A 25,539-nucleotide genomic window follows, 5' to 3' on the forward strand; every position below is an offset into this window, starting at 1 on the left:
GTCATCATGGGCAGCGACTCCGACTGGCCGGTCATGCGGCTCGCGGCCGACGCCCTCGATGAGTTCGGCATCGGCTACGAGGTCCGCGTCGTCTCGGCGCACCGCACCCCGCACCTGATGCTCGACTACGCGGGCGATGCCGTGGCCCGGGGCCTGAAGGTCATCATCGCGGGCGCGGGCGGGGCCGCTCACCTGCCGGGCATGGTCGCCTCGGCCACGCCGCTGCCGGTGATCGGCGTGCCGGTACCGCTGAAATATCTGGACGGCCTCGACTCGCTGATGTCGATCGTGCAGATGCCGGCCGGCATCCCGGTCGCCACCGTGTCCATCGGCGGCGCGCGCAACGCGGGTCTGCTCGCCGTGCGCATTCTGGCCTCCGCGAACCCGGAGCTGCTGGCCAAGGTCCGCGACTTCCAGGAGTCCCTGCGCGCCATGGTCGCGGAGAAGGACGCCGCCCTGTCGGCGTCGCTGATCGAGCCCATCACCGATTAGCAGCACCGACTGGCGCCACCGAGATAATCCGGAGGCGCGGCCGGGCCGGTCGCGCCTACCCTCGGCGGTCATGGGACGGCTGCTCAATGTGATCGACGTCGAGGCGACGTGCTGGGCCGGGCAGCCGCCCGCCGGGCAGGTGAACGAGATCATCGAGGTCGGGGTCTGCGTCGTGGACCTCGACGCGCGGGAGCGCGTCGACCGGGACCGGATCATGGTGCGGCCCGCGCGCTCGGCCGTCAGCGCGTTCTGCACCGAGCTGACCGGCATCACCCCCGCCGAGGCCGCGGCCGGGCTCTCGTTCGCCGAGGCGTGCGAGCGCCTGCGCACCGTGCACCGCAGTGACTCGCGGCCCTGGGCGAGCTGGGGCGACTACGACCGCAAGCAGTTCGAGCGGCAATGTCAGGGGCGGCAGCGGTACCCCTTCGGCTCCGACCACACCAACGCGAAGGCCGTCTTCGCCGACGCGCACGGACTGCGCAGGCAGGGCATGGCCGGCGCCCTGCAGACGGCGGGCCTGCCCCTCGAGGGGCGCCACCACAACGGCGCGGACGACGCCTGGAACATCGCCGCGCTCGTGCTGCACCTGGCCGAGCGCGGCCAATGGGCCCGCATCGCCTGATCGGCGCAACTCTTTGTCTGTTTCTTCCGTTATCGGAGGTGTTGGTTCGGGCGGACGAGGGCGGGTACGGCATGACGGCGCACCAGGGCGGCAAGCTCCACCGGTGGACGGCGCACGCGCTGGTCGGCGGTGCCACCGTGGCCTCCGCGCTCGCGTTCGGCCGCGCGGCCGCCGCGCCGCCGAGGACCGTTCCCGGCGCCGAGCCGGCCCGCGCGGTGAGCGGTGTCGTCGTCGCCGGGGTGGCCTCGGTGACCCTGCTGCTGCTTCTCGCGGGCACGATCCTCGTCGTGGCGCCGCGCTTGATTCGACTCGTGCGAATCATCAACGCCCGCCGTCAGGTGCGCTGATCTGGGGCGGAAAAGGTCGGGCTTTTCGAACTTCGATCGGTGACCCCACGCAGCCATGGCGTAGCGGTACAGTGACCGCGTCGCGTTGACGGTGAGGAGGATCGATGTCCGATTACTCGGCGGTCGGCGGGGTCGGGTCGTTCGAGTGGAACCGGCGGGACAGCGCGCGCTACGACGCCGCGCTCGAGGCCGTCGAAGAGGCGATCGCGTGCTACGCGCGCCTGCGCAACCGGGCCGTCGCCGGCGGCAACGACGCCGAGGCCGAGCGGCTGCTGGCCGAGCAGGCGGCCTGCATCGCCGAGCAGCGGCTCCTGCGGCCCGAGGACACCGCGGCCGTGGCCCGGATCCTCGGCGAATACCCGGCGCTCATCGCCTGGCTCCGCGACCGCATCGGGTAGCGACCGCGCCCGCCGGCGGGATCGTACGGTGGAGACGTGACACTTCCTGAGTCTCTGCAGCGGCTGCTCGCCCAGCCCAACCCAGCCGTCATCGCGACCGTGCGCCAGGACGGGCAGCCCGTCTCGGTGGCCACCTGGTACCTCTTCGAGGACGGCCGCATCGTCGTGAACATGGACGCCGGTCGCAAGCGCCTCGCCTACCTGCGCCAGGAGCCCCGCGTCAGCCTGACGGTGCTCGACAAGGAGAACTGGTACACCCACATCTCCGTCACCGGCACCGTCGCCGAGCTCAAGGACGACCCGGAGCTCGTGGACATCGACCGCATCGCCACGCACTACACCGGCAAGCCCTACGCGAACCGGGAGCAGCCGCGGACCACCGCGATCATCGACATCGCCGCATGGCACGTCTGGCCGCCGCACGCCCTCGACCAGTAGGCAAACCGGCTCCAGGGTGACGGCGGGGTCACCACGGCGGGCCCGGGTTCACCTCGGGCCGACCGAAATCACCCAGGTGAACGCGGCCGACGAGAACGGCGGCGCGCCCGGTCTGTAACGCGGGTGTTAATTCCGGACTTGACACAAGACGTAAATAGATAGATGGTCGTCGTGGCAGTACAGCAGAGGCCGGTCCCGGTCGCGCCGCCGAGCGCCGGGGCCGGCCTCTCGCGATCGGTCAGGCCTGCAGCAGCTGGCGGGCCATGACGATGCGCTGGACCTGGTTCGTGCCCTCGTAGATCTGCGTGATCTTCGCGTCGCGCATCATGCGCTCCAGCGGGAAGTCCTTCGTGTAGCCGTAGCCGCCGAGCAGCTGCACCGCGTCCGTTGTGATGGACATGGCCGCGTCCGAGGCGAAGCACTTCGCCGCCGCGCCGAAATACGTCAGATCCGCGTCGCCGCGCTCCGACTTCGCCGCCGCGGCGTAGGTCAGCTGGCGCGCGGCCTCCAGCTTCATGCCCATGTCGGCCAGCATGAACTGGATGCCCTGGAAGTCCGCGATGGGCTTGCCGAACTGCTTGCGCTCCTGGACGTAGCCGAGCGCGAAGTCCAGCGCCCCCTGCGCGATGCCCAGGGCCTGCGCCGCGATCGTCACGCGCGTGTGGTCCAGGGTGCGCATCGCGGTGCCGAAGCCGGTGCCGGGCGCGCCGATGATGCGGTCGGCCGGGATGCGGACGTTGTCGAGGTAGACCTCGCGGGTCGGGCTGCCCTTGATGCCGAGCTTCTTCTCGGGTGCGCCGAAGCTCACGCCGGCGTCGGACTTCTCGACCACGAAGGCCGAGATGCCTCGCGCGCGCGCGGTGGGATCGGTGACGGCGAAGACGGTGTAGTACTCGCTCACGCCGGCGTTGGTGATCCAGCGCTTGACCCCGTTGAGGACCCAGGTGTCGCCTTCCAGCACCGCGCGGGTCTTCATTCCGGCTGCGTCGCTGCCGGCGTCGGGCTCCGACAGGCAGTAGGAGAACATCGCGTCGCCGCGGGCCACCGCGGGCAGGTAGCGCTGCTTCAGCGACTCGGAGCCGGCCAGCAGCAGCGGCATGGTGCCGAGCTTGTTCACGGCCGGGATGAGTGAGGACGAGGCGCAGGCCCGCGCGACCTCTTCGATGACGATCGCGGTGGCGAGCGCGTCGGCTCCGGCGCCGCCATAGGAGACAGGAATGTGCGGCGCGTGAAAGTCGGATGCACGCAGCGCGTCGTACGACGCCTGAGGGAACTCGCTGGATTCGTCCGCAGCCGCCGCGTTCGGTGCGACCTTGCCGTCACAGACCGCGCGCACAGCCTCACGCACAGCGATGTGCTCCTCGGGCAGTGCATACACCTCGAACACGGCAAACCCCCTCGTCACAGCGCTACTGAACCCGCGTTCAGTAGCCCGCCGCTGTGAGCATACCGACGAGTAACGAAATGGCCGGAGGCACGGTAGCTTCCAAGGGTCTATCCTCGCCGTGGCGACGTCGGCCCGATCCCACCAGGTGAGGGTCGGCCGAGCAGACCTCGATCGAGCGGAGACAAGGCGTGACCATCGCGTACCCCAGCACCCCACCTGTCGTAGCCCCGCCGTCCGGTTCGGCGCGGCCCCGGCTGACCTTCCTGGGCACCGGATATCTCGGCGCGACGTACGCCATCTGCTTCGCGGAACTCGGTTACGAGGTGATCGGTTTCGACATCGACGAGGCCAAGATCGCCAAGCTGGCGGGCGGCGACGTGCCGTTCCACGAGCCCGGCCTCGACGAGCTGCTGCGCAAGAACCTGTCGGCCGGTCGGCTGCGGTTCTCCACCTCCTACGAAGAGGTCGCCGAGTTCGGGGACATCCACTTCATCTGCGTGGGGACCCCGCAGCGCCCCGACGGCATGGCCGCCGACCTCTCCCACGTCGAGAGCGCCGTCTCCAACCTCGCGCCGCACCTGACCCGCAAGGCGCTCATCGTCGGCAAGTCGACCGTCCCGGTCGGCACCGCCGAGTGGATCGAGCAGCTCGTCGCCCGGCACTCGACCGTCGACCTCGGCGTCGAGGTGGCCTGGAGCCCCGAGTTCCTGCAGGAGGGCGTGGCCGTCGAGGACGTGCTGCGGCCCAACCGCGTCATCTTCGGCGTCAAGTCCGAGTGGGCGACCGGCATGCTCTACTCGGCCCACAAGGGCGTCTTCGACCTCGCCGTCACCGAGGACCGCGAGGTCCCGGTCGTGGTCACCGACTTCGCCACCGCCGAGCTCGTGAAGGTCGCGGCCAACGCGTTCCTGGCCACCAAGATCTCCTTCATCAACGCGATGGCCGAGGTCTGCGAGGCGGCCGGCGCCGACGTCACCCAGCTGGCCCGCTCCATCGGCTACGACGCCCGCATCGGCAACAAGTTCCTGCGCGCCGGCGTCGGCTTCGGCGGCGGCTGCCTGCCCAAGGACATCCGCGCGTTCCAGGCCCGCGCCCAGGAGCTCGGCGTCGGCGAGGCGCTGCGGTTCCTGCACGAGGTCGACCTGATCAACCAGCGCCGCCGGCAGAAGATCGTCCAGCTCTCCGCCGAGCTGCTCGGCCGCGGCTACGGCCCGGCCGGCCCGGACCTGGCCGGCACCAAGATCACGGTGCTGGGCGCGACCTTCAAGCCCAACTCCGACGACGTGCGCGACTCGCCGGCCCTCTCGGTCGTGCGCAAGCTCGCCCGCTCCGGCGCCGAGGTCACGGTCTACGACCCGGAGGGCATGGAGCAGGCCCGGGCCGAGGTCGGCGACGTCTCCTACGCCAAGACGCTCACCGACGCGGTCACCGACTCCGACCTCGTTTGTGTGCTCACGGAGTGGGAAGAGTTCCGCAACACCGACCCGCAGGCGCTCTCGCCGCTCGTCTCCGCGAAGAAGGTCATCGACGGCCGGAACTGCCTCGACCAGGCGGTCTGGGTCGCGGCCGGCTGGGAGTACCGCGGCATGGGGCGCCCGGTCGTTTCATAGAGAACCTCCCGAACGGGCACATCGCTTTCGTCGCCCGGCGAAACAAGGCATTCTTCCCAGTAGGGCGTGAACGGCCGGGGCACCGCACCGCGGAGTCCCGGCCGAGAGCACCGGGGGAGGAGTGGCGTGGAGACGTATCCGTGCCCGGCGTGCGGTGGGCCGGCCAGCGAGGCCACCGGCTGCCGTTCGTGCGGCCGGCCGCACGATTCGGACGCGGCGGCCCTCGCGCTGTTCCAGCGGACCGTCGCGGCGCTGGAGCAGAAGAAGCGGGACCTCACCGAAAACACGCAAATGCTGCGCAAGCAGCTCGCGCACACCTCCGCGCAGCGCGACAGCCTCCGGCGCAAGGTCCGCGCGGCCGTCGACGCCGAGCGCGCCGCCCAGGAAGCCAAGGCGAAGCGGCCGCTCCTGGGCCGCCAGCGCGAGGCCGTCCCGCCCGCGGCGACCCCGGCGAGCGCGCCCGCGGAGCCGGTGGCCGTCACGACGACCACGACCGCGACCACGACGCTGCCGCCGAGCCAGCAGCGCTTCTCGCCCCGCGCGCCGCACACGGCCGAGAGCGGGCACGTGCCCGCGGCCGGCGGGCCCCGCATCGCGCCGCTCAACGCGCCCCCTCCGCCGCGCCGGCCGAGCGGGGGCCAGAAGAGCCTCCCGCCCGGCGACCAGCCCGAGGCCACCGAGAGCAGCATGCAGGCGTCGGTCCTGGCGCTCGGCGGCCTGCTGCTGGCCGGCGCCGCGATCGTGCTCACCCTCGACGCGTTCGGCAGCATCGGCACCGTCGGCCGGGTGCTGTCCCTGGCCGTCATCACCGCGATCGCCCTGGCCCTGCCGCTCGTGCTGGTCAAGCGCGGGCTGAGCGCGACCGCCGAGACCGTCGCGTCCGTCGCCCTGCTGCTCGTGCTGCTCGACGGCTACGTGGTGCGCTCGGAGAAGCTGCTGGGCGCGGACCGGCCCCAGTTCAGCACCTATCTGGGCCTCGTCTGTCTGCTCACGGCCGGGGTCGCCGCCGTGTACAGCATGCAGAGCCACCTCATCGCCTCCCGCTACGCGACGCTGCTGGCCCTGCAGCCGGTCCTGCCGCTGCTGTTCTACGACGCGATCCACGGCCCGACCGGCTGGGCGATCGCGCTGTCGGGCGTGGCGCTGATCGACCTTGGCTTCGCCGTCGCGCTCAAGCAGTCGATCCAACGACGGCTCGACGCGCACCACGAGGACGCCGCCGCCGAGGACGAGCTCGCCCACACCGGCCGCACCAACCGCATCGCCGACGGGCTCATGCGCGACCTGGCCTGGATCCTCTTCGCCGTGGCCACCGGCGTCGCGCTGCTGGCGGCCGCGGTCGGGCTGGCCCTCACCGACGAGCGTGTCCCCACCCTGCAGGCCGCCGCGGCCATGCTCGTGGCCGCCGCGCTCGGCGTCGGCGGCGCGCTGACCTGGCGCCGCGGGATGCTGCCGGACATCGCCGCGGGCGTGGCCACCGGCGCGGTCATCGTGGCCATCGCGCGGGTCGGCGCCGTCTGGCTGCCCGGCTCCACCCCGCTGTTCCTCGCGCTCGCGGTGACCGTCGCGGCCGCGGGGGTGCCGTTCCTGCCCGAGGACGCCCGCCGGGGGCCGCGCTACGCCGTGTCGGTCGCGGCCGCCGGGGCCACGCTGCTGGTGCTGGTGCGGGCCTTCCCCGGCATCGCCGCGCCGCTGCGGGCCGCGTGGCCGGTCTGGAAGGCGGATCTGGGGGCGTACGAGGCCCGCATCCACGCCGCCGTCGGGCCGGAGGGCTGGCAGTACGTCGTCGCCATCCTGCTGCTCACGGGCGCCTGCATCCTCATGCTCAGCGGCCGCAGCGACCCGGTGGCGGTCCGGCTGCGCGACAACGTGGGTCCCGAGGTGGCCCCGGACGAGCTGCGGACCGACATCGCGGTCGTCGGCGCGGCCCTGACCCTGCTCGTCGCGCCCGCCGCGCTCGGCCTGAGCTGGCTGGCGATCCCGGCCCTGGCGGTCAGTGCGGCGGTCGTGATCGGGGCCCTGGCCCTGCGCGTGCGCGCCCCGCACACCGCGTGGGTCTGCCTCGGCGCCGCGCTCGTGCTCGGCCTCTACGCCGCCGCGGCCGCCCTGGTCCGCCCGGGCGCGACCGCGCTCACCCTGACCGCGATCGCCGTCGCCGGGGCCGCGATCGCATGGCTGCCCCGCCCGCACCAGACCGACGGCGACCGGCTCGCGGTCACCCAGCGGGTCGCCGACGCCGCCGCCGGGGGCGCGCTCTTCGCCCTGCCCGGCGCGGCCGCGTCCAGTGCCGCGATCGTCTTCGGCGGCCTGCCGGGCGGCGCGACCGTCGTGCTGGTGCTGAGCTTCCTCGCGCTCGCGGTCAGCCTCGGCGTGGCCGCCCTGATCCAGGTCGCCCGGGACCGCGCCGGCGGGGAGCCGAGCGTGCCGCTGCTGGCCGGGGCCACCGCCGGCGCCGTCGCGGTCGGCCTCGCCACGGTCATCGCGCCCGGCGCGACCACCATCGACTTCGTCATCGGCCTGCTCATGCTCGTCGCCGCGGTGATGCTGTGGGCGGCGCCGCGCATGGACGACCGGCAGACCTTCGGCGTCGAGTTCACCGGCTCCGACGCGGCCGCCGCGGCGGTCACCATCGCCGCGATCGGCGCCCTGGCCCGGGCCGTGTCCCTGGCCGCCTCCGGCATCGAGGTCGTGGTCCTCGCCGTGCTCGTGTTCCTCGTCGCGGTCGCGGCCCGCTCGTCGCTGCCGGAGGAGTGGCGGCGGGGGCCGGTCGCGGGCGCGGCCATGGTCGGCTTCGGCACCGGCCTCTACGCCGGTGCGCTGTCGGTGATCGGCGCGATCGGGGTGATCCGGGCAGCCGACCCCATGTGGCACGCCCCGCTGGACGCCCGCTGGGCGCAGACCGCGCACGGGCTCGCGGAGTTCGGCTGGCAGATCCCGATCGCCCTGCTGCTGCTCGCCGGGGCGGCCGCGATCGCGCTGCCGCAGCCCTACGGCGACGACACCGCCTCGGCCGCCCTCGTGCTCGCCACCCTCGGCGCGCCGGTCGGGCTGGGCCTGGGCTGGTCGGCCCCGATGGTCATCGGCTGGGCCGCGGCCACCGGCGTCGCCGCGTGGGCCTCCTTCGCCCGCAGCTGGCGCGGGGTCTACACGCGCCTCGGCGCCGCCCTCGTCGCCGGGCTCTACGCGGCCGGGGCGAGCCTCGTGCGCCCGGGCGCGACCGCGGGCACCCTGGCCGCGCTCGGCATCAGCGGCGCCTTCGTCGCCGCCCTGGCCCGCACAGTCGCCCTGCGGCGCGCGGCCGCGGGCGAGCGCGCCAGTGATCCCCACGAGGATGGCGAGGACGGCGCGGACGACGTCGACGGCGGCCCGCTGACCGTCGTCGGCGGGGCCGGGGTCGCCGGCGCCCTGTTCGCGTTCACCGGCGCGGCCGCGGCCATGGTCGGCAGCCTGCACCCGGACCGGCCCAGCACCATCCTCATCGCCGCGCTCGCGACCGCCGCCGTGGGCCTCGCCGTCGCCGCGGCCGGGGCGCAGCAGGCGCCCGGATACATGCCCTACGTCAGCACCGGCGTCGCGGTCGCGGCGACCACGACGGCCGTGGCGGCGCTCGTGGTCCAGCGCGACGGCGCGGTCGTCTACGCCGCGGCCGCCGCGCTGCTCGGGGTGCTCGCGGAGCTGTTGCGGGCGAACTGGTACCGCCCGGCCGAACCCGAGCTCGGGCGCTTCCGGCCCGACCGCTCCGGCCGCCGCCCGGGCGCGCGCGCCGGCGAGCAGCGCATCCCGCGCAACTTCGCGATGGGCGTCGCGGCCGCCGCCGGCATCCCGGCCGCGATCGTCGTGGTGTTCATCGCGCCCGCACTGTTCGCCGCGCTCGCCGGGCCGTACCGCTGGCTCCAGCAGCCGTGGACCGGCACCCCGGCCACCGCGGCGCATCTGGGGCCGCTGGCGCAGTACGCAGGCAACAGCACCCATGTGCTGGGCGCCTTCCTGCTCACCGTCGCCGCCGCCCTGATGGCCGTGGGGCTGGGCGGCGACGCGCAGGCGATCGCCAACCGGGCCGTGGCGATCGTGGTGCCCGGCGCGGCCCTGACGCTGCTCATCGCCCCGGCCGCGCTCGACGCGCCGTGGCCGGTGCAGCCGACGCTGGCGCTGCTGGTGGCCACCATCGCCGGCCTGGGCCTGGCCCTGACGCTGCCGCCGAGCCCGGACAGCCCCGACGCGCGGCTCATGACCGGCGCCCGGCGGCTGGTGTTCGTCATCGCGGTGCTGGCCGCGGGCGCGGGCGGCGCCGGGAGCATGGCCACCCGCAGCCAGACCCTGACCTGGCTGGCCGGCTCGGTGGTGGTCGGCGCGATCGGCGGCATCTGGGGCAAGACCGCGACCGCGCGGATGCTCGGCTGGAACGTGGCCGCCTCGACCGCCGAGGGCTTCGCGGTGGCCGCCGGGCTCGCGGCCGGCCTGGGCCTGAAGCAATGTGCGTTCCCGCTGCTGATCGTGGCGACCGCGCTGCTGGTGCTGGGCGCGGCCATGCCCCGGCTGCGGCCCAGCGACAGCATCAACCGGGAGGCGATGACGGTCGAGGCGGCCGGGTACGCCGGCGCCGTCATCGCCGTGCTGATGACCCTCGGCTCGTGGGCGCACACCGCGGCCGCCCTGACCGCCGTCGGGGCGATCCTGGGCCTGTCGGCGGCGCGCAAGGGCCGCAGCCCGCGCCAGCGCACGACCCTCATCGTGGCCGCGTCCGTCGCCGAGCTGCTGGCGATCTGGCTGCTGCTCATGACCGTGCGGGTCGCGGTCCCGGAGGCCTACACGCTCCCGTTCGCCGGCCTCGCCCTCATCACCGGCCTGATCGAGATTCGCAACCGGCCGGAGCTGGGCAGCTGGCTCGCCTACGGGCCGGCGCTCGTGGCCGGCTTCGGCCCCAGCCTCGCGATCGCCGTGGCCCAGCCCGAATCGCCCGCGCTGCGCCAGGTGCTGCTGATCCTGGCCGGCGTCATCTGCGTGGCCATCGGCGCGGCCCGGCAGCAGAAGGCCCCGGTCGCGGTCGGCGCCGCGGTGACGGTGATCGCGACGGTGAACGAGCTGTTCCGCATCGGCCTGCCGTTCTGGATGATGCTGCTGCTGTTCACCGGCACCGGCGTGCTGCTGATCAGCCTGGGCGCCACCTACGAGCAGCGGCAGCGGCTGGACCGGCTGCGGGGCGTCTACCGCGGGATGCGCTGAACGGGGTCAGTCCGTGCCGTCCGGCGGGCCGGCGGCGTCCCGGTCCATCTGCTCGACGACCCAGCGGGCCCAGTCGCGCTGCAGGGCGTAGTAGCGCCGGCCGAACTCCGCGGCGTAGCGCGAATAGCCCTGCGCGTGCCCGGATCCTCTGGGTCGCGACCCGGGCCCGCCGCTTCGACGTCTTCGCCGCCGTGATGCTCGGCGTGTTCCTGGTCGGCCTCGGCCTGTCGTTCCTGACCGGCTCGCCGAAGTTCCTGCTGATCAAGGAGTCCTTCGGCACCGGCATCGCCGGCCTCGCCTTCGTGGTGTCCTGCTTCGTCGGCCGCCCGCTGATCTACCACGCCGCGCTGCGCATGCAGGAGGGCGACCCGGCCAAGGCGGCCGAGTTCGAGCAGAAGTGGCGGGACCTGCCCGGCTTCCGGCGCAGCTTCCGCGTCATGTCCGCGACCTGGGGCGCCGGGCTGCTCTTCGACGCGGCCGCGCGCATCCCGCTGGTGCTGGCCCTGTCCACGTCGGCCGCGGTCACCGCCTCCACCGTGCTGTTCATCGCCACGATGGTGATCCTGGCGGCCTGGCAGGTCCGGTACATCCGGCGCATCCAGGCCCGCGCGGCCGCGGCGGAGGCCGCCGTCAGGCTCGCGTGACCTCGGACGCGGTGACCTCGGACGCGGTGGCCTCGGGTGCGGCGGTCCCGTGTGCGGTGGTCCCGGGCGAGGGGGCCGGGGCCACCGCGCCGTCCGGGGTCTTCCCGCGCATCAGCAGGATCGGGACCAGGGCCAGGGCCGCGGCCCCGGCGGCCCACCAGAAGGTGTGGCCGAAGGCGCCGGCGAGCGCGTCGAGGGAGCGGGCGCCGGACGCGCCGCGCTGCAGGGCCACGGCCAGCACGGCCACCCCGAACGAGCCGCCGACCTGCTGGAACACCCGCACCGCGGTGGTGGCGTGCGGCACCTCGGCCCGGTTGAGGCCCGCGAAGACCCCGGACTGGGCGGCCACGATGATGCCGCCGAAGCCGGCCCCGCCCAGCGCGATCAGCGCCGCGATCGTCCACTGGCTCGTCCCGGCCGAGAGCCGGGTGAGCGCGATCGTCACCCCGAGCAGCAGCAGCGCGCCGGTGAGCGCGATCCGGCGGCCGCCGAAACGGTCGGCCAGGCGCCCGGCGACCGTGAGCGCCAGGGCCGAGCCGACCCCGTGCGGGGCCATGAGCAGGCCCGCGTGCAGCGGGGTGAAGCCGTGGACCTGCTGGTAGTACAGCGGAATCAGCAGCAGCGTGCCGAGCAGCGCGATCATCCCGAGGAACATCACGACCGACGACGCGGTGAAGGCCCGGCTGCGGAACAGGCGCAGGTCGACCACCGGATCGGCCGCCCGCAGCGCGTGGACGACGAACCAGCCCAGCAGCGCGGCACCCGCGCCGAGCGCGAGCGCGGACGCCGGGTGCAGGCCGCCGTCGGTGCCGGCCCGCGACAGGGCCCACACGATCGCGACGAGGGCGGGGGAGAGCAGGGCCAGCCCGAGCACGTCGAGGCGGGCCGGGCGCTCGATGCGCTCGACCGGCATCACGCGCGCCGCCGCCCAGGCCGCGACGGCGCAGATCGGCAGGTTGACGAGGAAGATCCAGCGCCAGCCCGGGCCGTCGACCAGCACGCCGCCGAGCACCGGTCCTAGTACCGGCCCGAGCAGCATCGGCGCGCCGACCAGGGCCATCACCTGCCCGAACCGCTGCCCGGCGGCGCGGCGGGCGAGGATCGTCTGGAACAGCGGCATGAGCATCCCCCCGCCGGCGCCCTGCACGACCCGCATCGCGATGAGGCTGCCGGCCGACCAGGCCAGCCCGCACAGCAGCGAGCCGAGCGTGAACAGCCCCAGCGAGGCCAGCCACGCGGACCGGGCACCGAAGCGGTCGATCGCCCAGCCGGCCACCGGGATCACCGCGGCCATCGCGAGCAGGTACGCGGCGCTGACCCACTGCACGGTGCCGAGGTCGGCCCCGAAGTCGCGCCGGAGGCTCTCCAGCGCGATGTTGACCATCGTCGAGTCCATCTGGACCAGGAACACGCCCAGCAGGATCGCGCCGACGAGCGCGACCAGCTCCCGCGGCAGTTTCTCCGCCATCTCCCCACTCCCTCGTACGTCGTATCGGAATGCGATACAGCGTATCATCGATTGATACGGCGTATCGGATCCTCGTACACCGCTAGACTGGCCGCCGTGACCGAAGCCCGCGGACCCGTCTGGACCCGTCCCGCCGCGGCCAAGCCGGACAAGCTCACCCGCGAGGCGGTCGTGGCCTGCGCCGTCGACATCGCCGACCGGGAGGGGCTCGAGGCCGTCTCGGTGCGCCGCGTGGCCGCCGAGCTCTCGGCGCGGCCGATGAGCCTGTACTCGTACTTCGAGCGCAAGGACGACCTGGTGGACCTCATGGTCGACCAGGTGCTCGGCGAGATGCTGGTCGACGAGGTGCCGGAGGGGGACTGGCGCCGGGCGCTCAAGGCCGTGCTCCACCGCCAGATCGCGGTCGGGCGCCGGCACCTGTGGATCATGTCCCAGTTCGGCGCCCGCGCCCCGATCGGCCCGAACGCGGCCCGCCACGCCGAGCAGTCCCTCGCCGCGATCGCGAGCCTCGGGCTGCCCCCGGAGCGCTCGGTCCGCCTGCTGCGCGCGGTCGACACCTATCTGTGGGGGTTCGCCACGCTCGGCAGCCAGGAGCTCGCGGCCCGGCGCCGCGACCAGCTCACCGAGGAGGAGTGGCGCGCCTCGACCGACGCGTACTTCGAGGGCCTCGTCGCCGGCGGGGAGCTGCCGCACCTGGCCGAGGCCGGGCGCCACGGGCTGCTGCGCGGCGGCGTCGACGAGTGGATCGCCGAGTTCGACGAGGGGCTGGACTGGCTGCTGGACGGCTTCGCCGCGACCCTGCCCTGAGGTCCGCGTTACGGCGGCTCAGCTTGCCCGGGGCCGTGCCGATAGCAGGGCCATGTCAAGCACGAGTGAGCGCTGGTTCGGCGCCGGGCACAGCACGGCCGCCGACTCCGCGAAGGCCGGCGGCGAGGCCGCGGCCCAGGCGATCGCCGGGCGTACTCCAGCCGCGGTCTTCGTCTTCACCTCCGGCGGGCACGACGCGGTGGCGGTGCTCGCGGGGGTCCGGGCCGAGGCGGGCGACGCCGTCGTGGTCGGCGGCGTCGGCCTCGGCGAGCTGACCGGGGCCGGCGCGACGGAGCACGGCGTGGCGGTCGCGGCCCTGGGCGGCCCTGGCTTCACCGTGTGCGCCCGCGCGGCCGGTATCGCCGGGCTCGGCGCCCGAGCGGCCGGGGCCGAGGCGGCCGCGGCGATGGCCGAGATCGACGCGCCCCACACCGCGCTGCTGCTCGTCGGCGACGGCACCGCGCTCGGCCCGCACGAGATCGTGCGCGGCGCCTACTCGGTGGTGGGGGCGGCGGTACCGCTCGTCGGCGGCCTCACCCACGGCCGGGCCCAGTTCCTCGGCGACCGCGTGCTGGCCGGCAGCGTCGTCGGCGTCGCACTCGGCTCCGACCGCCCGATCGGCATCGGCATCGCGCACGGCTGGCGCCGCGTCGAGCCGCCGCTGATCGTGACGCGCTCGGTGGGCGAGCGCATCTACGAGCTCGACGGCGAACCCGCCCTCGACGTGCTCCTGCGCAGGGCCGCCGCGTCCGGCGCCGGCGCGCCCGGCACCGCCGCCGAGCTGTTCCAGGACGGGGTCAACCTCCAGCCCGTCGGCCTGGCCCGGCGCAGCGGCCTCGATATCCGCTCGCTGCACGCGGGCGACGACGAGGAGCGCTCGGTCTCCGGGACCGCCGAGATCCCGCAGGGCGCCCTGGTCTGGCTGATGGAGGCCGAGCGCGACGAGCTCGTCCGCGGCGCGGGAGACGCGATCGGCGCGGCGACGGCGGCCCTGGGCGGCGCCGAGCCGCTCGGCCTGCTCGCCTTCGACTGCGGCGGCCGCAAGCTCACCCTCGGCGAGGACGGCATCGCCGCGGAGGTGGCGGCCATGCGCGCCGCGCTCGGCGACGTGCCCTTCGCCGGCCTCTACACGCTGGGCGAGATCGCACGGGTGCGCGGCGCCTCCGGGCTGCACCAGCTCACCCTGGTCGCCCTCGCGCTGGCCTGAGGGGAGTCTCGTGACCGCCTGGTCGACCGCTCAGCTGACCGAGTACTTCGTCGCCGTCAACGCGGCCGGCTCCGAGGAGGCCGCCATCGCGCTCGCCGTGGAGCGGGCCGCCGAGATCGTCGAGGCCGAGATCGGTCTCGTCGTGCTCGGCGGGCGCCCGCGCGGCGCGTGGGGCTTCGGCGGCGCCGCGCCCGAGCGCGACCTGCTCGCCCTGTCCTCGGCGGGCGGGATCGTGGACATCCCGGGGCTCGGCGACGTCCACGCCGTGCCGAGCCAGCTCGGCTCGGGCCTACCGGGCGCGCTGATCCTGGGCCGGCTCGACGAGCCGTTCACGCCCGAGGAGCGCCAGACGCTGCAGGGCATGGCCCAGATGCTCGGTGCCGCCATGCGCGGCGCCCGGGCGCTGGCCGCCGAGCAGACCCTGCGCGCCGACCGCGAGCGGGAGACCCGGCTCGTGGAGACCCTCCTGGCCATCCAGCGCGGCATCGTGAGCCGGCGCCCGCTGCAGGAGACCTTCGACGCGATCACCGGCGGCGCGGCCGAGCTGCTGGGCGACGCCTACGTCGCGTTGATCCTGGCCGACCCGGCGCCGCGGGTGGCGTCCTCCGCGGGCGGCGTCGGACCCGGCGACCGCCCCGGCAACGCGGCCCGGGCGGCGATGGACACCGGTTCGCTGCAGGTGGACGAGGACGAGCAGGGGCACGCGGTCATCGCCGTGCCGGTGCTCGTGACCGGGGAGATCGCCGGGAGTCTGGTGGCCCGGGCCGGCGACGCCGCCGGCTACCACGCCGACCAGCTCGAGGCCTTCGCCCAGCAGGTCGGCCTGGCGCTCACCGACGCGCGCACCGTCGAGCTGGTCCACGAGGCCCACCACGACCACGTGACCGGCCTGCCCAGCCGAGCCCTGTTCCTGAAGGCCTTCAACGGCCGCCCGCGGGCCGGCGTGCTCTTCATCGACCTGGACCGGTTCAAGGCGGTCAACGACAGCCTCGGCCACGACGCCGGCGACCAACTGCTCGCCGACGTCGCCGAGCGGATCCGCGGCTGCGTGCGCGTCGGCGACACCGTGGCCCGCCTCGGCGGCGACGAGTTCGCGGTGCTGCTCGGCGACGCGCACCGCGACACCGCGGTGGCGACCGGCGAGCGGATCATCGCCGCGGTGCGGGAGCCGTTCCGGGTCAAGGGCCGCACCGTCTACATCGGCGCGAGCATCGGCGCGGCCCTGCCCGGCGCCGACGGCAACGGGTCGCCCGATGAGCTGCTCAACTGCGCCGACCTGGCGATGTACCGCGCGAAGCAGGACGGCCCCGGGCGGGTCGTCGTCTACGAGCCGGCCATGCACGCGGCCGCGCTGCACTACCTCTCGCTGCGGGCCGACCTGCAGCGGGCGCTCGCCGAGGGGGAGTTCGGGCTGGTGTACCAGCCCCTGGTCCGCCTCGACGCCGGCTCGGTCGTGGGCGTGGAGGCGCTGCTGCGCTGGAACTCCCCGGGCCGCGGCATCGTCGCGCCGGGCGAGTTCCTGCCGATCGCCGAGGAGTCGGGGCTCATCGCCGACATCGGGCAGTGGGTGCTGGCCAGCTCGGCCCGGCAGGTCGCGGCCTGGCGGCGGCGCCGGCCCGGGCTCACGCTCAACGTCAACATCTCCGGGCGGGAGCTGGTGCGGCCGGGCTTCGTCGAGGACGTGACCCGCACCCTGGCCGCCGCCGGGCTGCCCACGAACGCGGTCACGCTGGAGCTCACCGAGTCGGTGCTGATGAGCGACCCGAAGCCGGCGGTGCTGGCGCTCAGCCGGCTGCGGGCGCGCGGGGTGCAGATGTCGATCGACGACTTCGGGACCGGGTACTCCTCGCTGGCCTACCTGCGCGACCTGCCCGTCGACGAGCTCAAGGTCGACCGCGCGTTCATCGCGCGCACCCAGCTGACCGGGCGGGACATGGCGCTGGTCTCGACCATCATGGAGCTCGGGCACATCCTCGGGCTGCGGGTCGTCGCCGAGGGCATCGAGAACCAGGCGCAGCTGGATGCGGTACAGCGGCTGGGGTGCTCCCTCGGCCAGGGGTTCCACCTCCACCGGCCGCTCGACCCGGCCGCGATCCCGCCGCTGCTGGAGTCGCCGTCCCTGCACCGGGCGGCATGACGGAAGGGCCGGGCATGCGCGCCCGGCCCTTCCTCGGTGCGGAATCGAAGTGTGCGGTCAGCGGCCCTGCAGCGACTTCACGTTGTCGCCGAAGGTCCAGCTCTTCGAGCCGTCCCAGTTGATCGACCAGTCCATCAGGCCCTTGATGCCGCTGACGCTGTTGTACGCCTGCGACACCAGCGACGGGGCCATGTAGCCGCCGCCGGCACCCGACTGCGCGGGCAGGCCGGGGACCTGCTTGTCGTACGGGATCCGGATAGTGGTGCCCTGGATCGTCAGGCCCGAGTTCAGGCAGTTGGTCTGCACCGTGAAGCCCTGGACCGTGCCGGCCGAGTACGAGTCGCCGGCGCAGCCGTACATCGAGCCGTTGTAGTACTGCATGTTCAGCCACCACAGGCGGCCGTTGTCCAGGTACTTCTTGATGATCGGCAGGTACGAGCCCCAGATGGAGCCGTACGTCACGCTGCCGCCGGTCACGTAGGCCGTCTCCGGCGCCATGGTGAGGCCGAAGTTCGACGGCATCTGGGCCAGCACGCCGTCGATGATGCGGATGAGGTTGGCCTGCGACGTCGACAGCGTGTTGATGTTGCCGCTACCGGTGAGCCCGGTCTCGATGTCGATGTCGATGCCGTCGAAGTTGTTGGCCTTGAGGATCGGCACGATCGTGGCCACGAACCGGTCCGCGACCGTCGACGAGCTCAGGTCGATGCCGGCCGCGGCGCCGCCGATGGACATCAGCAGCGTCATGCCGTTCGCCTTGGCCTGGCACATCTCGGCCGGCGTCGGCACCTTCACGCCCGAGTCCATGCCGTTCTCCCACAGCACGGTGCCGTCGGAGCGGATGACCGGGAAGGCGAGGTTGATGACGTTGTACCCGTGCTGCGCCATCCGGCTGTCAGTGATCGGAATCCAGCCGAGGCCCGGGTGCACTCCGTTGGAGGCGCCGTCCCAGTTCTCCCAGTAGCCCTGCAGCACCTTCCCGGCCGGCCGGGACTTCACCGCGCAGGAGCCCGTGCCGCCGGTCGGCGACGTGCTCGGGGACTTGCTCGGCGAGGCCGACGGCGACTGGCTCGGGGAGGTCGACGGCGACGGGGACGTGGTGCGCGACGGCGACGGCGAGGCGGTGGGGGAGGTGGTCCCGCCGCCCGAGCAGGCACCGAGGTCCTTCCACAGCGACGGCGTGGCCGCGGGGTTCCAGCCGGCGCCCACATAGGCGGTGTGGGTCACCAGCGCCTGGTACGTGTGGCCGTTGTACGTCACCTGCTGGCCGGCGGTGTATGTGTTGCCCTCGGCCCAGACCGGCGCCGAACACGCGGCGGCGGCGACGTTCGTGGCGGCCTGGGCCCCGAGCACGGGCGCGAGGGCCAGTGCCGTAACGAGAGCCGCGGCCGCCCCGGTCACCAGGGCGATTGTGCGACGACGAGATCTCACGGGACCTCCTGCCCATCGATGGATCGATGAGCAGGGACGTTATCAGTTAACACTATTAAATGTAAGGGTCGGGAACCTTAAAGCGCCGTCGATTGATCCATCGATGGACGTGCACGACAATGGCCCCGCCGCTCGAGCCGAGCGACGGGGCCAGAAGGTGATCGACGTGCGGCTCAGGCCCGATCGCGCGGCGGCTGTGCCCAGGGGTTGTCCCGGCGCGGCTGCGGATCGTCCGCCGTGGCGGCCGCGTCCGGCTGTCCCGCGTCCGGCTGTCCCGCGTCCGGCTGGTTCGCGGCCGGCTGCGGGCCGGTCGCCTGGGAGGTGGCCCGCTCCGCCGCGATGCGATCGAGCTGGGACTGCGCCGCGGTCGCCCGCCGCTCCGCCTCGCCCCGCGCGAACGCCGCCCGCCGCTCGGCCGCCTCGGCCGGGCTGACTGCCTGCTCCCCGAACCCGAAGTTCGCGGTCGCCTCGGCATCGGCCACCGGCGCCGCGAGCTGCGTCGTGGCCTCGTCGCCGCCGCCGTACGGCCACAGCGTCGTGGCATCCGGATCCTCGACCGGCTCCGCGGAACGGGCCGGGGCGCCGGACGGCAGCACGGTCGTGGCCTCGTCCGCGGAAGGCGCCTTGATCACGGTGGTGGCCTCCTCGACCGGCGGCTGCGGCGCCATCGGCTGGAACCGTCCGCGCCGCTCCTCCGGCTCGCCGGCACCGGCCGGCGGGGCCGAATGCCGCGGACGCGGCGCCGCGGGCGACTGGGAGCCCGGGTGGAACGCCTCGGTCTCCTCCTCGCGCCCCGGCCGCGCCGGCGGAACGGCGAACCCGTCGAACGAGGGCCCGGCGAGAATCGACCGCTCCTCCTCGGCCGGCCCCCGAGCCGCGCGCGACGGCAGCCCGCTGGCGCTCTCGCCCGCGTGCAGCGGCCGGGTCGCCTCCGACTCGCTCTCGGCCTCAATGTCGGCCGCGGTGTCGGTGTCGGCGGGCGCGCTCGGCGCCGGGACGACGGGCCAGGAGCCCGACGGCGTGTCTGGCGACCCGGGCGTCGGCGCGGGCGAGGCGGGCACCGGCCAGGACGGCGGCGCGTCGTCGGCCGGCGGCGGCGAGCTGGCCCCCCGGCTGTAGGCCACGGCCCCGGTAGCGGGCGCGTCGTCCTCGGGCGTCAACCAGCCCGGCTCCGCAGCAGCCACAGGCGGCGCGGAAACGACCGGCGGCGCGGAAACGACCGGTTGCGCGGAGACGGGCGGCGGCGCGGAGACGGGCGGCGGCGCGGAGACGGGCGGCGGCGCGGAGACGGGCGGCGGCGTGAAGACCGGCTGCGGCGCGGCCGCGGGCGGCGCCGGCGGGAACGGCACGGGCGGCGGCCCGGAAACAGGCGGTCCTGAGACGGGCGGTCCGGAGACGGGAGGTGCGGAGACGGGCGGCGCCGGCGGAATGAACGGCGGCGTGGACACCGGCAGCGGCGGCGCGGCGAACGGCGGCGGAGCCGACCCGGGCGGCACGAAGGCCCCCGGCGGCGCCGAAACCGGCGGCGTGGAGACCGGCGGCGGCGCGGGCACGAACGGCGCGGCGGCCGGCGGGGCGAACCGCGGCACCGGCTGCGTCTCGTCGGTGGGCGCGGGCGGCGCGGCGCCGAACCCGCCCGCCGCCGGCAGCACCGACGTGGCGGCGGCCGGGAACGCGGTCGTGGTGGAGGACGGCGAGTACGCGGGCCGGGCCATGGGGGGCGGAGCCGCCGGGCCCTGTCCGAGCGGGTACTCGTGCGCATCCGCCGGCCCCTCGCCCGCCGCCGGCACCAGCGGCACCGCGGTCGGCCAGGTCCGCCAGCGCTTGACGCTGAAGGCGGCGATGAGCAGCGCGAGCCCGAGCACCGCGGTGGTGCCGTTGACGATCGGCAGGCGCAGGTCCACCTTCAGCGAGGCGATCGCCAGGTCGCGGGGCAGGCTGTTCATCACCGACAGCGGGTCGATGAAGAGGCTCACGTAGGTGGCGAGCAGCGCGAGCCCCGCGACGATCGGGCCGACGGGCGAGATGCGCAGGCTGGCGATGAGCCCGATGAGCAGGCCGGCGCCCAGGAGGTAGGCGGCGGGCACGAGCAGGTCGACGGAGTCGAAAGCGCCGCGCTCGACCCATTTCGCCACGGTTTCCGCGGATTGCTGCTGACCGATCGCGATCAGCAGCCAGGCGATCGGGGCGATGAACATCCCCGCGATCAGGCTTCCGACGTGTCGCATGGCTCGCACCGTACCGTCTTTGGCATGACCGAGCACACCGCCCGAACGCCCGGCCGCCCCACCGGTTACTCGCGGGTCACGCTGAGCCGGATCATGACCGCGGTCGACGTCAACCTCTACGGCACCGTCCACGGCGGCGTGATCATGAAGTTCATCGACGACGTGGCGGGCGCGGCGGCCGCGCGGCACAGCGGCGGGACGGCCGTGACCGTCTCGATCGACGAGATCGCGTTCCTCGAACCGCTGCGCGTCGGCGACCTCGTCCACGCGTTCGCGCAGGTCAACTGGACCGGCACGAGCTCGATGGAAGTGGGCGTGCGGCTCGAGGCCGAGCGCTGGGACGTGGTCAGCGAGGCCGCCCCGCTGGTCGTGGCGACGGCGTACCTCGTCTTCGTCGCCATCGACGCCGAGGGCAAGCCCCGCCCCGTCCCCGCCGTGGTTCCCGATTCGCCCGTCGACGAGAGCCGGTGGCGCGAGGCGGAAATCCGACGCGAGCACCGTCTCGCCCGCCGGGACGCGATCCAGCAGCATCGATCAAGCCGCTGAAGGGTCAAGAGCTGAAGGGCCAAAAGCTGAAAGGTCAGAAGCGGTCCATGGCTCGGGTCCGCGTCAGTCACTGACCGTCGCTCCCGCCAGACATCCCGGCCTCCGCGGTGGCAAGGGCGAGAAAAACCCGGGAACAGCGCGCCGGACACCGGACAAGAAGGTGTGTGGACCCGGAAGGCAACCTCTTGATCGCGGACGGCTTCACCGCCCTCTACGACCGGCACGCGCGGGCGCTGTACCGCTACTGCGCGCGCCGGGTGGGGCCGGATCTCGCCGAGGACGCGGTGGCCCAGACGTTTCTGGTCGCGTACGAGAAACGCCACACCGTCGACCCCGGCGCCGACCCACTCCCGTGGCTGTTCGGCATCGCCACCAACGTGCTGTTCCGCCATCGCCGCGACGAGGTGCGCGGCTACCGGGCGCTGGCCCGGACGGGCGCGGACCCGCTGCTGGTGCGGGTGTCGGCGGAGAGTCACGCGGCCCGGACGGACGAACGGGTGGACGCCGGCCAGCGGGCGCGCCTTGTCGCGCGAGTGCTCGCCAAGCTGCCGGCCCGCCAGCGCGACGTTCTGCTGCTGTTCGCGGTCGCCGACCTGTCGTACGCGGAGATCGCCGAGGCGCTGCACCTGCCCCTCGGCACTGTCCAGTCGGCGCTGCACCGGGCCCGGACCAAGTTGCGCAAGGCACTCGACGAGGCGGAGCGACGATGAGCACTGACGATAAGGACCTTCTGGCCCTGCGGGAGTTCCGCGGGGCCCTGGACGCCCCGCCGGAGGGGGTGCTCGTGAAGGGCCGCTACCGGCTGGCCGGCGGCGAGTACCGCCCCCCGGCGCGCCGCCGCCAGTGGCTGCTGGCCACCGCCGGCGCGGCCGCGGCCCTGGCCGTGGTCGTGGGCGCGGCGGTGGCCGTGAAGGAAGCGGGCGGCCCGGCGGGCGACGGCGGCCAGGCCCCGGCCGGGCGCCCGGCCACCAGCGGCGCACCCACGACCGGCGCACCCACGAACGGCAAGCCCGCGGACATCCCGGTCGCGATCGGCACCCGGGCTCCGCTCAACGCCAAGGTCAGCGGTGACGGGGGCGCGACGCACGCCAAGGCGGTCGCCGCGATGGATCGCCTGGCCGACGCGGGGGCGAGCGCCCAGCCGATGCCGGTCCCGGCGGGGCAGGTGCTCTACGTGAAGACGTACAACCTGACCGCCGGCGAGCAGGCCTACATCCACGAACTCTGGATGGACCCGGTCACCATGGTCACCCTCCGCGTCCGCCGGACCGACGGCACGCAGACGATGGACGCGCCGAGCACCCAGGCGGAGATCGACCAGGCCGCGGCCACCCCGGCGGGCATGTACCGCCCGACCGCACAGTTCCTGGCCGGCCTGCCCACCGACCCGGGCCGGCTCCTCACGTACTGGCGGCAGTGGGCCCAGACCGAGTACCCCGGCCGCCCGGCCGACTCCATGATCTGGAAGGACGCCTTCGAGCTGATCGACTACTCCGAGCCGTTCTGGACACCGCAGCAGCGGGCCGCCATCTACAAGGCGCTCGCGAAGATGCCCGACGTGAAGGCGACCACGGCGAAGATCGACAACCGGCCGTACGACCTCGTCTGCATGGATCGTGAACCCAACGGCGGGGGCACCGTGGACTGCTGGTTGTTCGACTCGGCCACGGGCCGCCACGCGGGCAGCGCCTGGCCGTCCAAGAATCTGGCCCTGAACCCGGGCAACGTCGGCCTGATCGACTACGGCACCCAGCCCCGCCCGGCCCCCGCCGTGCGGCCGAGCAACCCGCCCAAGCCGAGCGGGTCCGTGAGGACGAAGTAGCGCGATGTGGGCGGGCCCCATCCGATCGAGGGGTCGGATGGGGTTCACCCACACTGAGCGACCGTTCACGCGTATCGCAAGATGGACCAATGGCAAAGGTGCTCTGGGAACCCCCGTCGGACGTGCGCGAGAACACCCGCATCGGGGCATTCCTGCACCGGCTGGAGGCCGAGCGCGGCCTGGCCTTCGACGACTACCAGGCACTGTGGCAGTGGTCGGTCGACGAGCCCGCCGAGTTCTGGCGCGCGATCTGGGACCAATTCGAGGTCCTCGCGCATGTGGCGCCCAGCGACACCCTGCCCGACGCGACGATGCCCGGCGCCCGGTGGTTCCCGGGGGCCCGCCTCAACTACGCCGAGCACGTCCTGCGCATGCCCGGGGTCGCCGGCGACGAGCCGATCGTGATCGCCCGCTCGCAGACCCGCGGACCCGTCGACCTGACCGCCGCCGAGCTGCGCGAGCAGGTCCGCCGGGCGCGGGCGGGGCTGCGGCGGCTGGGGGTCGGCGAGGGAGACCGGGTCGCGGCCTACGCCCCGAACATCCCCGAGACCTTCGTGCTCCTGCTCGCCGCGGCCAGCCTCGGCGCCATCTTCTCCAGCTGCGCCCCCGAGTTCGGCACCCGCTCCGTCGTCGACCGCTGGCAGCAGATCGAGCCGAAGGTGCTCGTGGCGGTCGACGGCTACCGCTACGGCGACAAGCCCATCGACCGTACCGCCGAGGTCGAGGCCATCCACGCGGCCCTGCCGTCGGTCGAGCACGTGGTGCGCATCGGATACCTGAACCAAGACACAGACCCGGCTCGGGACGACTGGTCCGGGCTCACCGCGGCGACCGACGAGCCGCTGGAGTTCGCCGCGGTCCCGTTCGCGCACCCGCTGTACGTCCTCTACTCCTCGGGCACGACGGGCCTGCCGAAGCCGATCGTGCACGGCCACGGCGGCATCCTCCTCGAGCACCTCAAGATGCTCGCCCTGCACCACGACCTCGGCCCGGGGGACCGGTTCTTCTGGTTCACCACGACCGGCTGGATGATGTGGAACTACCTCGTCTCCGGCCCCGCCGTCGGCGCCGCGGTCGTGCTGGTCGACGGCAACCCGGCGCACCCCGACCTCGGCTGGCTGTGGCGGGTGGCGCAGGAGACCGGCACCACGTACTTCGGCACCTCCGCCCCCTTCCTGCTCTCCTGCCGCAAGGCCGGGCTGGTGCCGAAGGACTTCGCGGACCTGAGCCGCCTGCGCGGGGTCGGCTCCACCGGCGCGCCCCTGCCGCCCGAGGGCTTCGAGTGGGTCTACGACGCCGTGTCGAAGGACGTGCTGCTGGCGTCGGCCTCGGGCGGTACCGATGTCTGCACCGCCTTCGTCGGGGGAGTGCCGCTGCTGCCGGTGCGGGCCGGCGAGATCGCCTGCCGGGCGCTCGGCGCGCGGGTCGAGGCGTTCGCGGCGGACGGCACCCCGGTGGTGGGCGAGCTCGGCGAGCTGGTGATCACCGCCCCGATGCCGAGCATGCCGGTCGGGTTCTGGGGCGACGCGGACGGGAGCCGCTACGCCGAGGCGTACTTCGGCACCTACCCGGGCGTGTGGCGGCACGGCGACTGGATCACCATCGACGAGCGCGGCGCGTGCGTGATCACCGGCCGCTCGGACGCGACCCTGAACCGCGGCGGCGTCCGGCTCGGCACGAGCGAGTTCTACTCGGTCGTGGAGGGGCTGGACGAGGTCGTGGACTCTGTGGTCGTACACCTGGAAGACCCCGAGGGCGGGGCCGGTGAGCTGCTGTTGTTCGTGGTGCTGGCCGACGGCGTGACCCTCGACGACGCGCTGCGGGCGCGCATCGCCCGGGAGCTGCGCACCGCGCTCTCGCCGCGACACGTCCCCGACGAGGTCTTCCAGGTCGGGGCCGTGCCGCGCACGCTGTCGGGCAAGAAGCTGGAGGTGCCCGTGAAGCGCATTCTCACGGGAACGCCGGTGGATCGGGCGGCCGCCAAGGGCGCGCTGGCGAACCCGGAGTCGCTGCAGTACTTCGTCACAGCACGGCGGTAGCCTGCTCCGACGCCGCGCGCTGCTCGAGCTTCGCCGGGTCGCTGTTGACGCTCAGCACGATGCTGGCCCCGGCGACGAGCGGCGCGACGAGCCACTCGACGGGGTCCGGGTGCGCGACGGCGTCCACGAGCACGCGCCCGGCCGGGTAGCCCAGCGCCCGCGCGCGCTCGACCAGGTCCTCGGTCCCGGCCCCGCCGACCGGCCCCGGGTAGTGGTCGCCGAACTGCCGTACCTCGGCCACGTAGTCCGCGAACCCGTCCGGCACCCCGCCACGCATCGGCAGCCCCATCGGCGCGAGCCCGAGCACGTACCGGTCGGCCGGCCCCGGCGCGCCCGTCTCCGCTGCCGTCAGCGACGCGAACTCGACATCGGCCCCCGCGCCCGTCGGCTCCCCGTAGGCCACGCTCAGCCCGGCCGTCCACGCGCCGAGCAGCACCGCCGCGGTCTGCCAGTGCGCGGGCAGCCGCACCGCGGCCACGTCGCCCGGCCCCAGCCCGCACCCGTCGACCAGCAGGTTCGCGGTCTTCGACACCCAGTTGGCCAGCGTCGCCCCGGACAGCTCCGTCCGCTCCCCGGTCGCGTCGTCATAGAACGTCAGGAACGGAAGTGACGGGTCTTTACCCACAAATGCCGCAAAGAGTGAAGGAACTGTATTCCCCATATGTCCAATTAATCCCTTCCATAGCATCTCAC

Annotated in this window: 20 protein-coding genes; 15 read left to right on the plus strand and 5 right to left on the minus strand. The window is 73.9% G+C overall.

Annotated elements, in window-relative coordinates; genetic code table 11:
• Nucleotides 1-6: 6 nt before the first annotated feature.
• The 5 genes from purE (at nt 7) to ABT369_RS13520 (ending at nt 2,297) form a co-directional block, all read left to right on the plus strand.
• Nucleotides 7-492 (plus strand): 5-(carboxyamino)imidazole ribonucleotide mutase, encoded by a 486-nt coding sequence (purE, locus tag ABT369_RS13500; protein WP_502891744.1) that lies wholly within the window; start codon nt 7-9, stop codon nt 490-492.
• Nucleotides 493-562: 70 nt separating this feature from the next.
• Nucleotides 563-1,114, plus strand: coding sequence for a 3'-5' exonuclease (locus ABT369_RS13505; RefSeq protein WP_350612037.1), 552 nt, complete (start codon nt 563-565; stop codon nt 1,112-1,114).
• A 38-nt stretch (nt 1,115-1,152) separates the two neighbouring features.
• Nucleotides 1,153-1,461 (plus strand): hypothetical protein, encoded by a 309-nt coding sequence (locus tag ABT369_RS13510; RefSeq protein ID WP_350612038.1) that lies wholly within the window; start codon nt 1,153-1,155, stop codon nt 1,459-1,461.
• Nucleotides 1,462-1,565: 104 nt separating this feature from the next.
• Nucleotides 1,566-1,859 (plus strand): hypothetical protein, encoded by a 294-nt coding sequence (locus ABT369_RS13515; protein ID WP_350612039.1) that lies wholly within the window; start codon nt 1,566-1,568, stop codon nt 1,857-1,859.
• 36 nt (nt 1,860-1,895) lie between these two features.
• The gene (locus ABT369_RS13520) at nt 1,896-2,297 is read left to right on the plus strand and encodes a PPOX class F420-dependent oxidoreductase (RefSeq protein WP_350612040.1); all 402 of its coding nucleotides are present in this window, start codon (nt 1,896-1,898) and stop codon (nt 2,295-2,297) included.
• A gap of 238 nt (nt 2,298-2,535) precedes the next feature.
• Here the strand turns inward: ABT369_RS13520 and ABT369_RS13525 are convergent, their stop codons facing one another.
• On the minus strand, nt 2,536-3,684 hold the full coding sequence (locus tag ABT369_RS13525) for an acyl-CoA dehydrogenase family protein (protein WP_350612148.1): 1,149 nt from the start codon (nt 3,682-3,684) through the stop codon (nt 2,536-2,538).
• Between the two features lie 188 nt (nt 3,685-3,872).
• Here ABT369_RS13525 and ABT369_RS13530 point away from each other — a divergent pair, with 188 nt between their 5' ends.
• From ABT369_RS13530 to ABT369_RS13540, 3 genes are all read left to right on the plus strand, one after another.
• Nucleotides 3,873-5,294: a UDP-glucose dehydrogenase family protein gene (locus ABT369_RS13530; RefSeq protein WP_350612041.1), complete on the plus strand. Its 1,422-nt coding sequence runs from the start codon at nt 3,873-3,875 to the stop codon at nt 5,292-5,294.
• A gap of 126 nt (nt 5,295-5,420) precedes the next feature.
• Nucleotides 5,421-10,517, plus strand: coding sequence for an SCO7613 C-terminal domain-containing membrane protein (locus ABT369_RS13535; RefSeq protein WP_350612042.1), 5,097 nt, complete (start codon nt 5,421-5,423; stop codon nt 10,515-10,517).
• The gene (locus tag ABT369_RS13540) at nt 10,514-11,161 is read left to right on the plus strand and encodes a VC0807 family protein (RefSeq protein WP_350612149.1); all 648 of its coding nucleotides are present in this window, start codon (nt 10,514-10,516) and stop codon (nt 11,159-11,161) included. Before ABT369_RS13535 ends, ABT369_RS13540 begins: the two co-directional genes overlap by 4 nt.
• Here ABT369_RS13540 and ABT369_RS13545 read toward each other — a convergent pair.
• Complete coding sequence (locus ABT369_RS13545; RefSeq protein ID WP_350612043.1) at nt 11,148-12,629, minus strand: MDR family MFS transporter; 1,482 nt, start codon at nt 12,627-12,629, stop codon at nt 11,148-11,150. The two genes, ABT369_RS13540 and ABT369_RS13545, sit on opposite strands and share 14 nt — an antisense overlap.
• Nucleotides 12,630-12,725: 96 nt before the next feature.
• Between ABT369_RS13545 and ABT369_RS13550 the strand changes: the two genes are divergently transcribed.
• The 3 genes from ABT369_RS13550 to ABT369_RS13560 are packed head-to-tail and all read left to right on the plus strand — an operon-like array spanning nt 12,726 to nt 16,780.
• Entirely contained in the window at nt 12,726-13,436 is a 711-nt protein-coding gene (locus ABT369_RS13550) for a TetR/AcrR family transcriptional regulator C-terminal domain-containing protein (protein ID WP_350612044.1), read from the plus strand.
• A 52-nt stretch (nt 13,437-13,488) separates the two neighbouring features.
• A complete protein-coding gene (locus ABT369_RS13555) occupies nt 13,489-14,643 on the plus strand; it encodes an FIST signal transduction protein (protein ID WP_350612045.1) in 1,155 nt (384 codons plus the stop codon).
• Between the two features lie 10 nt (nt 14,644-14,653).
• The gene (locus ABT369_RS13560) at nt 14,654-16,780 is read left to right on the plus strand and encodes a putative bifunctional diguanylate cyclase/phosphodiesterase (RefSeq protein ID WP_350612046.1); all 2,127 of its coding nucleotides are present in this window, start codon (nt 14,654-14,656) and stop codon (nt 16,778-16,780) included.
• A 57-nt stretch (nt 16,781-16,837) separates the two neighbouring features.
• Here the strand turns inward: ABT369_RS13560 and ABT369_RS13565 are convergent, their stop codons facing one another.
• Together ABT369_RS13565 and ABT369_RS13570 are read right to left on the minus strand one after the other, a co-directional pair.
• A complete protein-coding gene (locus ABT369_RS13565; RefSeq protein WP_502891741.1) occupies nt 16,838-18,211 on the minus strand; it encodes a carbohydrate-binding protein in 1,374 nt (457 codons plus the stop codon).
• A gap of 173 nt (nt 18,212-18,384) precedes the next feature.
• On the minus strand, nt 18,385-20,439 hold the full coding sequence (locus tag ABT369_RS13570) for a hypothetical protein (RefSeq protein WP_350612047.1): 2,055 nt from the start codon (nt 20,437-20,439) through the stop codon (nt 18,385-18,387).
• A gap of 24 nt (nt 20,440-20,463) precedes the next feature.
• On the opposite strand from ABT369_RS13570, the gene ABT369_RS13575 reads away from it, so the two are divergent.
• The 4 genes from ABT369_RS13575 to ABT369_RS13590 all read left to right on the plus strand — a co-directional run bounded on the left by ABT369_RS13575 (nt 20,464) and on the right by ABT369_RS13590 (nt 24,846).
• Nucleotides 20,464-20,985, plus strand: a complete 522-nt coding sequence (locus ABT369_RS13575; protein ID WP_350612048.1) for an acyl-CoA thioesterase — start codon at nt 20,464-20,466, stop codon at nt 20,983-20,985.
• A gap of 164 nt (nt 20,986-21,149) precedes the next feature.
• Nucleotides 21,150-21,695, plus strand: coding sequence for an RNA polymerase sigma factor (locus tag ABT369_RS13580; protein WP_350612049.1), 546 nt, complete (start codon nt 21,150-21,152; stop codon nt 21,693-21,695).
• Entirely contained in the window at nt 21,692-22,807 is a 1,116-nt protein-coding gene (locus ABT369_RS13585; protein WP_350612050.1) for a hypothetical protein, read from the plus strand. The genes ABT369_RS13580 and ABT369_RS13585 overlap by 4 nt, the downstream gene beginning before the upstream one ends.
• Before the next feature lie 89 nt (nt 22,808-22,896).
• On the plus strand, nt 22,897-24,846 hold the full coding sequence (locus ABT369_RS13590) for an acetoacetate--CoA ligase (RefSeq protein WP_350612051.1): 1,950 nt from the start codon (nt 22,897-22,899) through the stop codon (nt 24,844-24,846).
• On the opposite strand, the gene ABT369_RS13595 is transcribed toward ABT369_RS13590, so the two are convergent.
• A complete protein-coding gene (locus ABT369_RS13595; protein WP_350612052.1) occupies nt 24,830-25,471 on the minus strand; it encodes a TIGR03089 family protein in 642 nt (213 codons plus the stop codon). The two genes, ABT369_RS13590 and ABT369_RS13595, sit on opposite strands and share 17 nt — an antisense overlap.
• Between the last annotated feature and the right edge of the window lie 68 nt (nt 25,472-25,539).

Origin of the sequence: Dactylosporangium sp. NPDC000244, assembly GCF_040300725.1 — a bacterium.
Lineage (GTDB): Bacteria > Actinomycetota > Actinomycetes > Mycobacteriales > Micromonosporaceae > Dactylosporangium.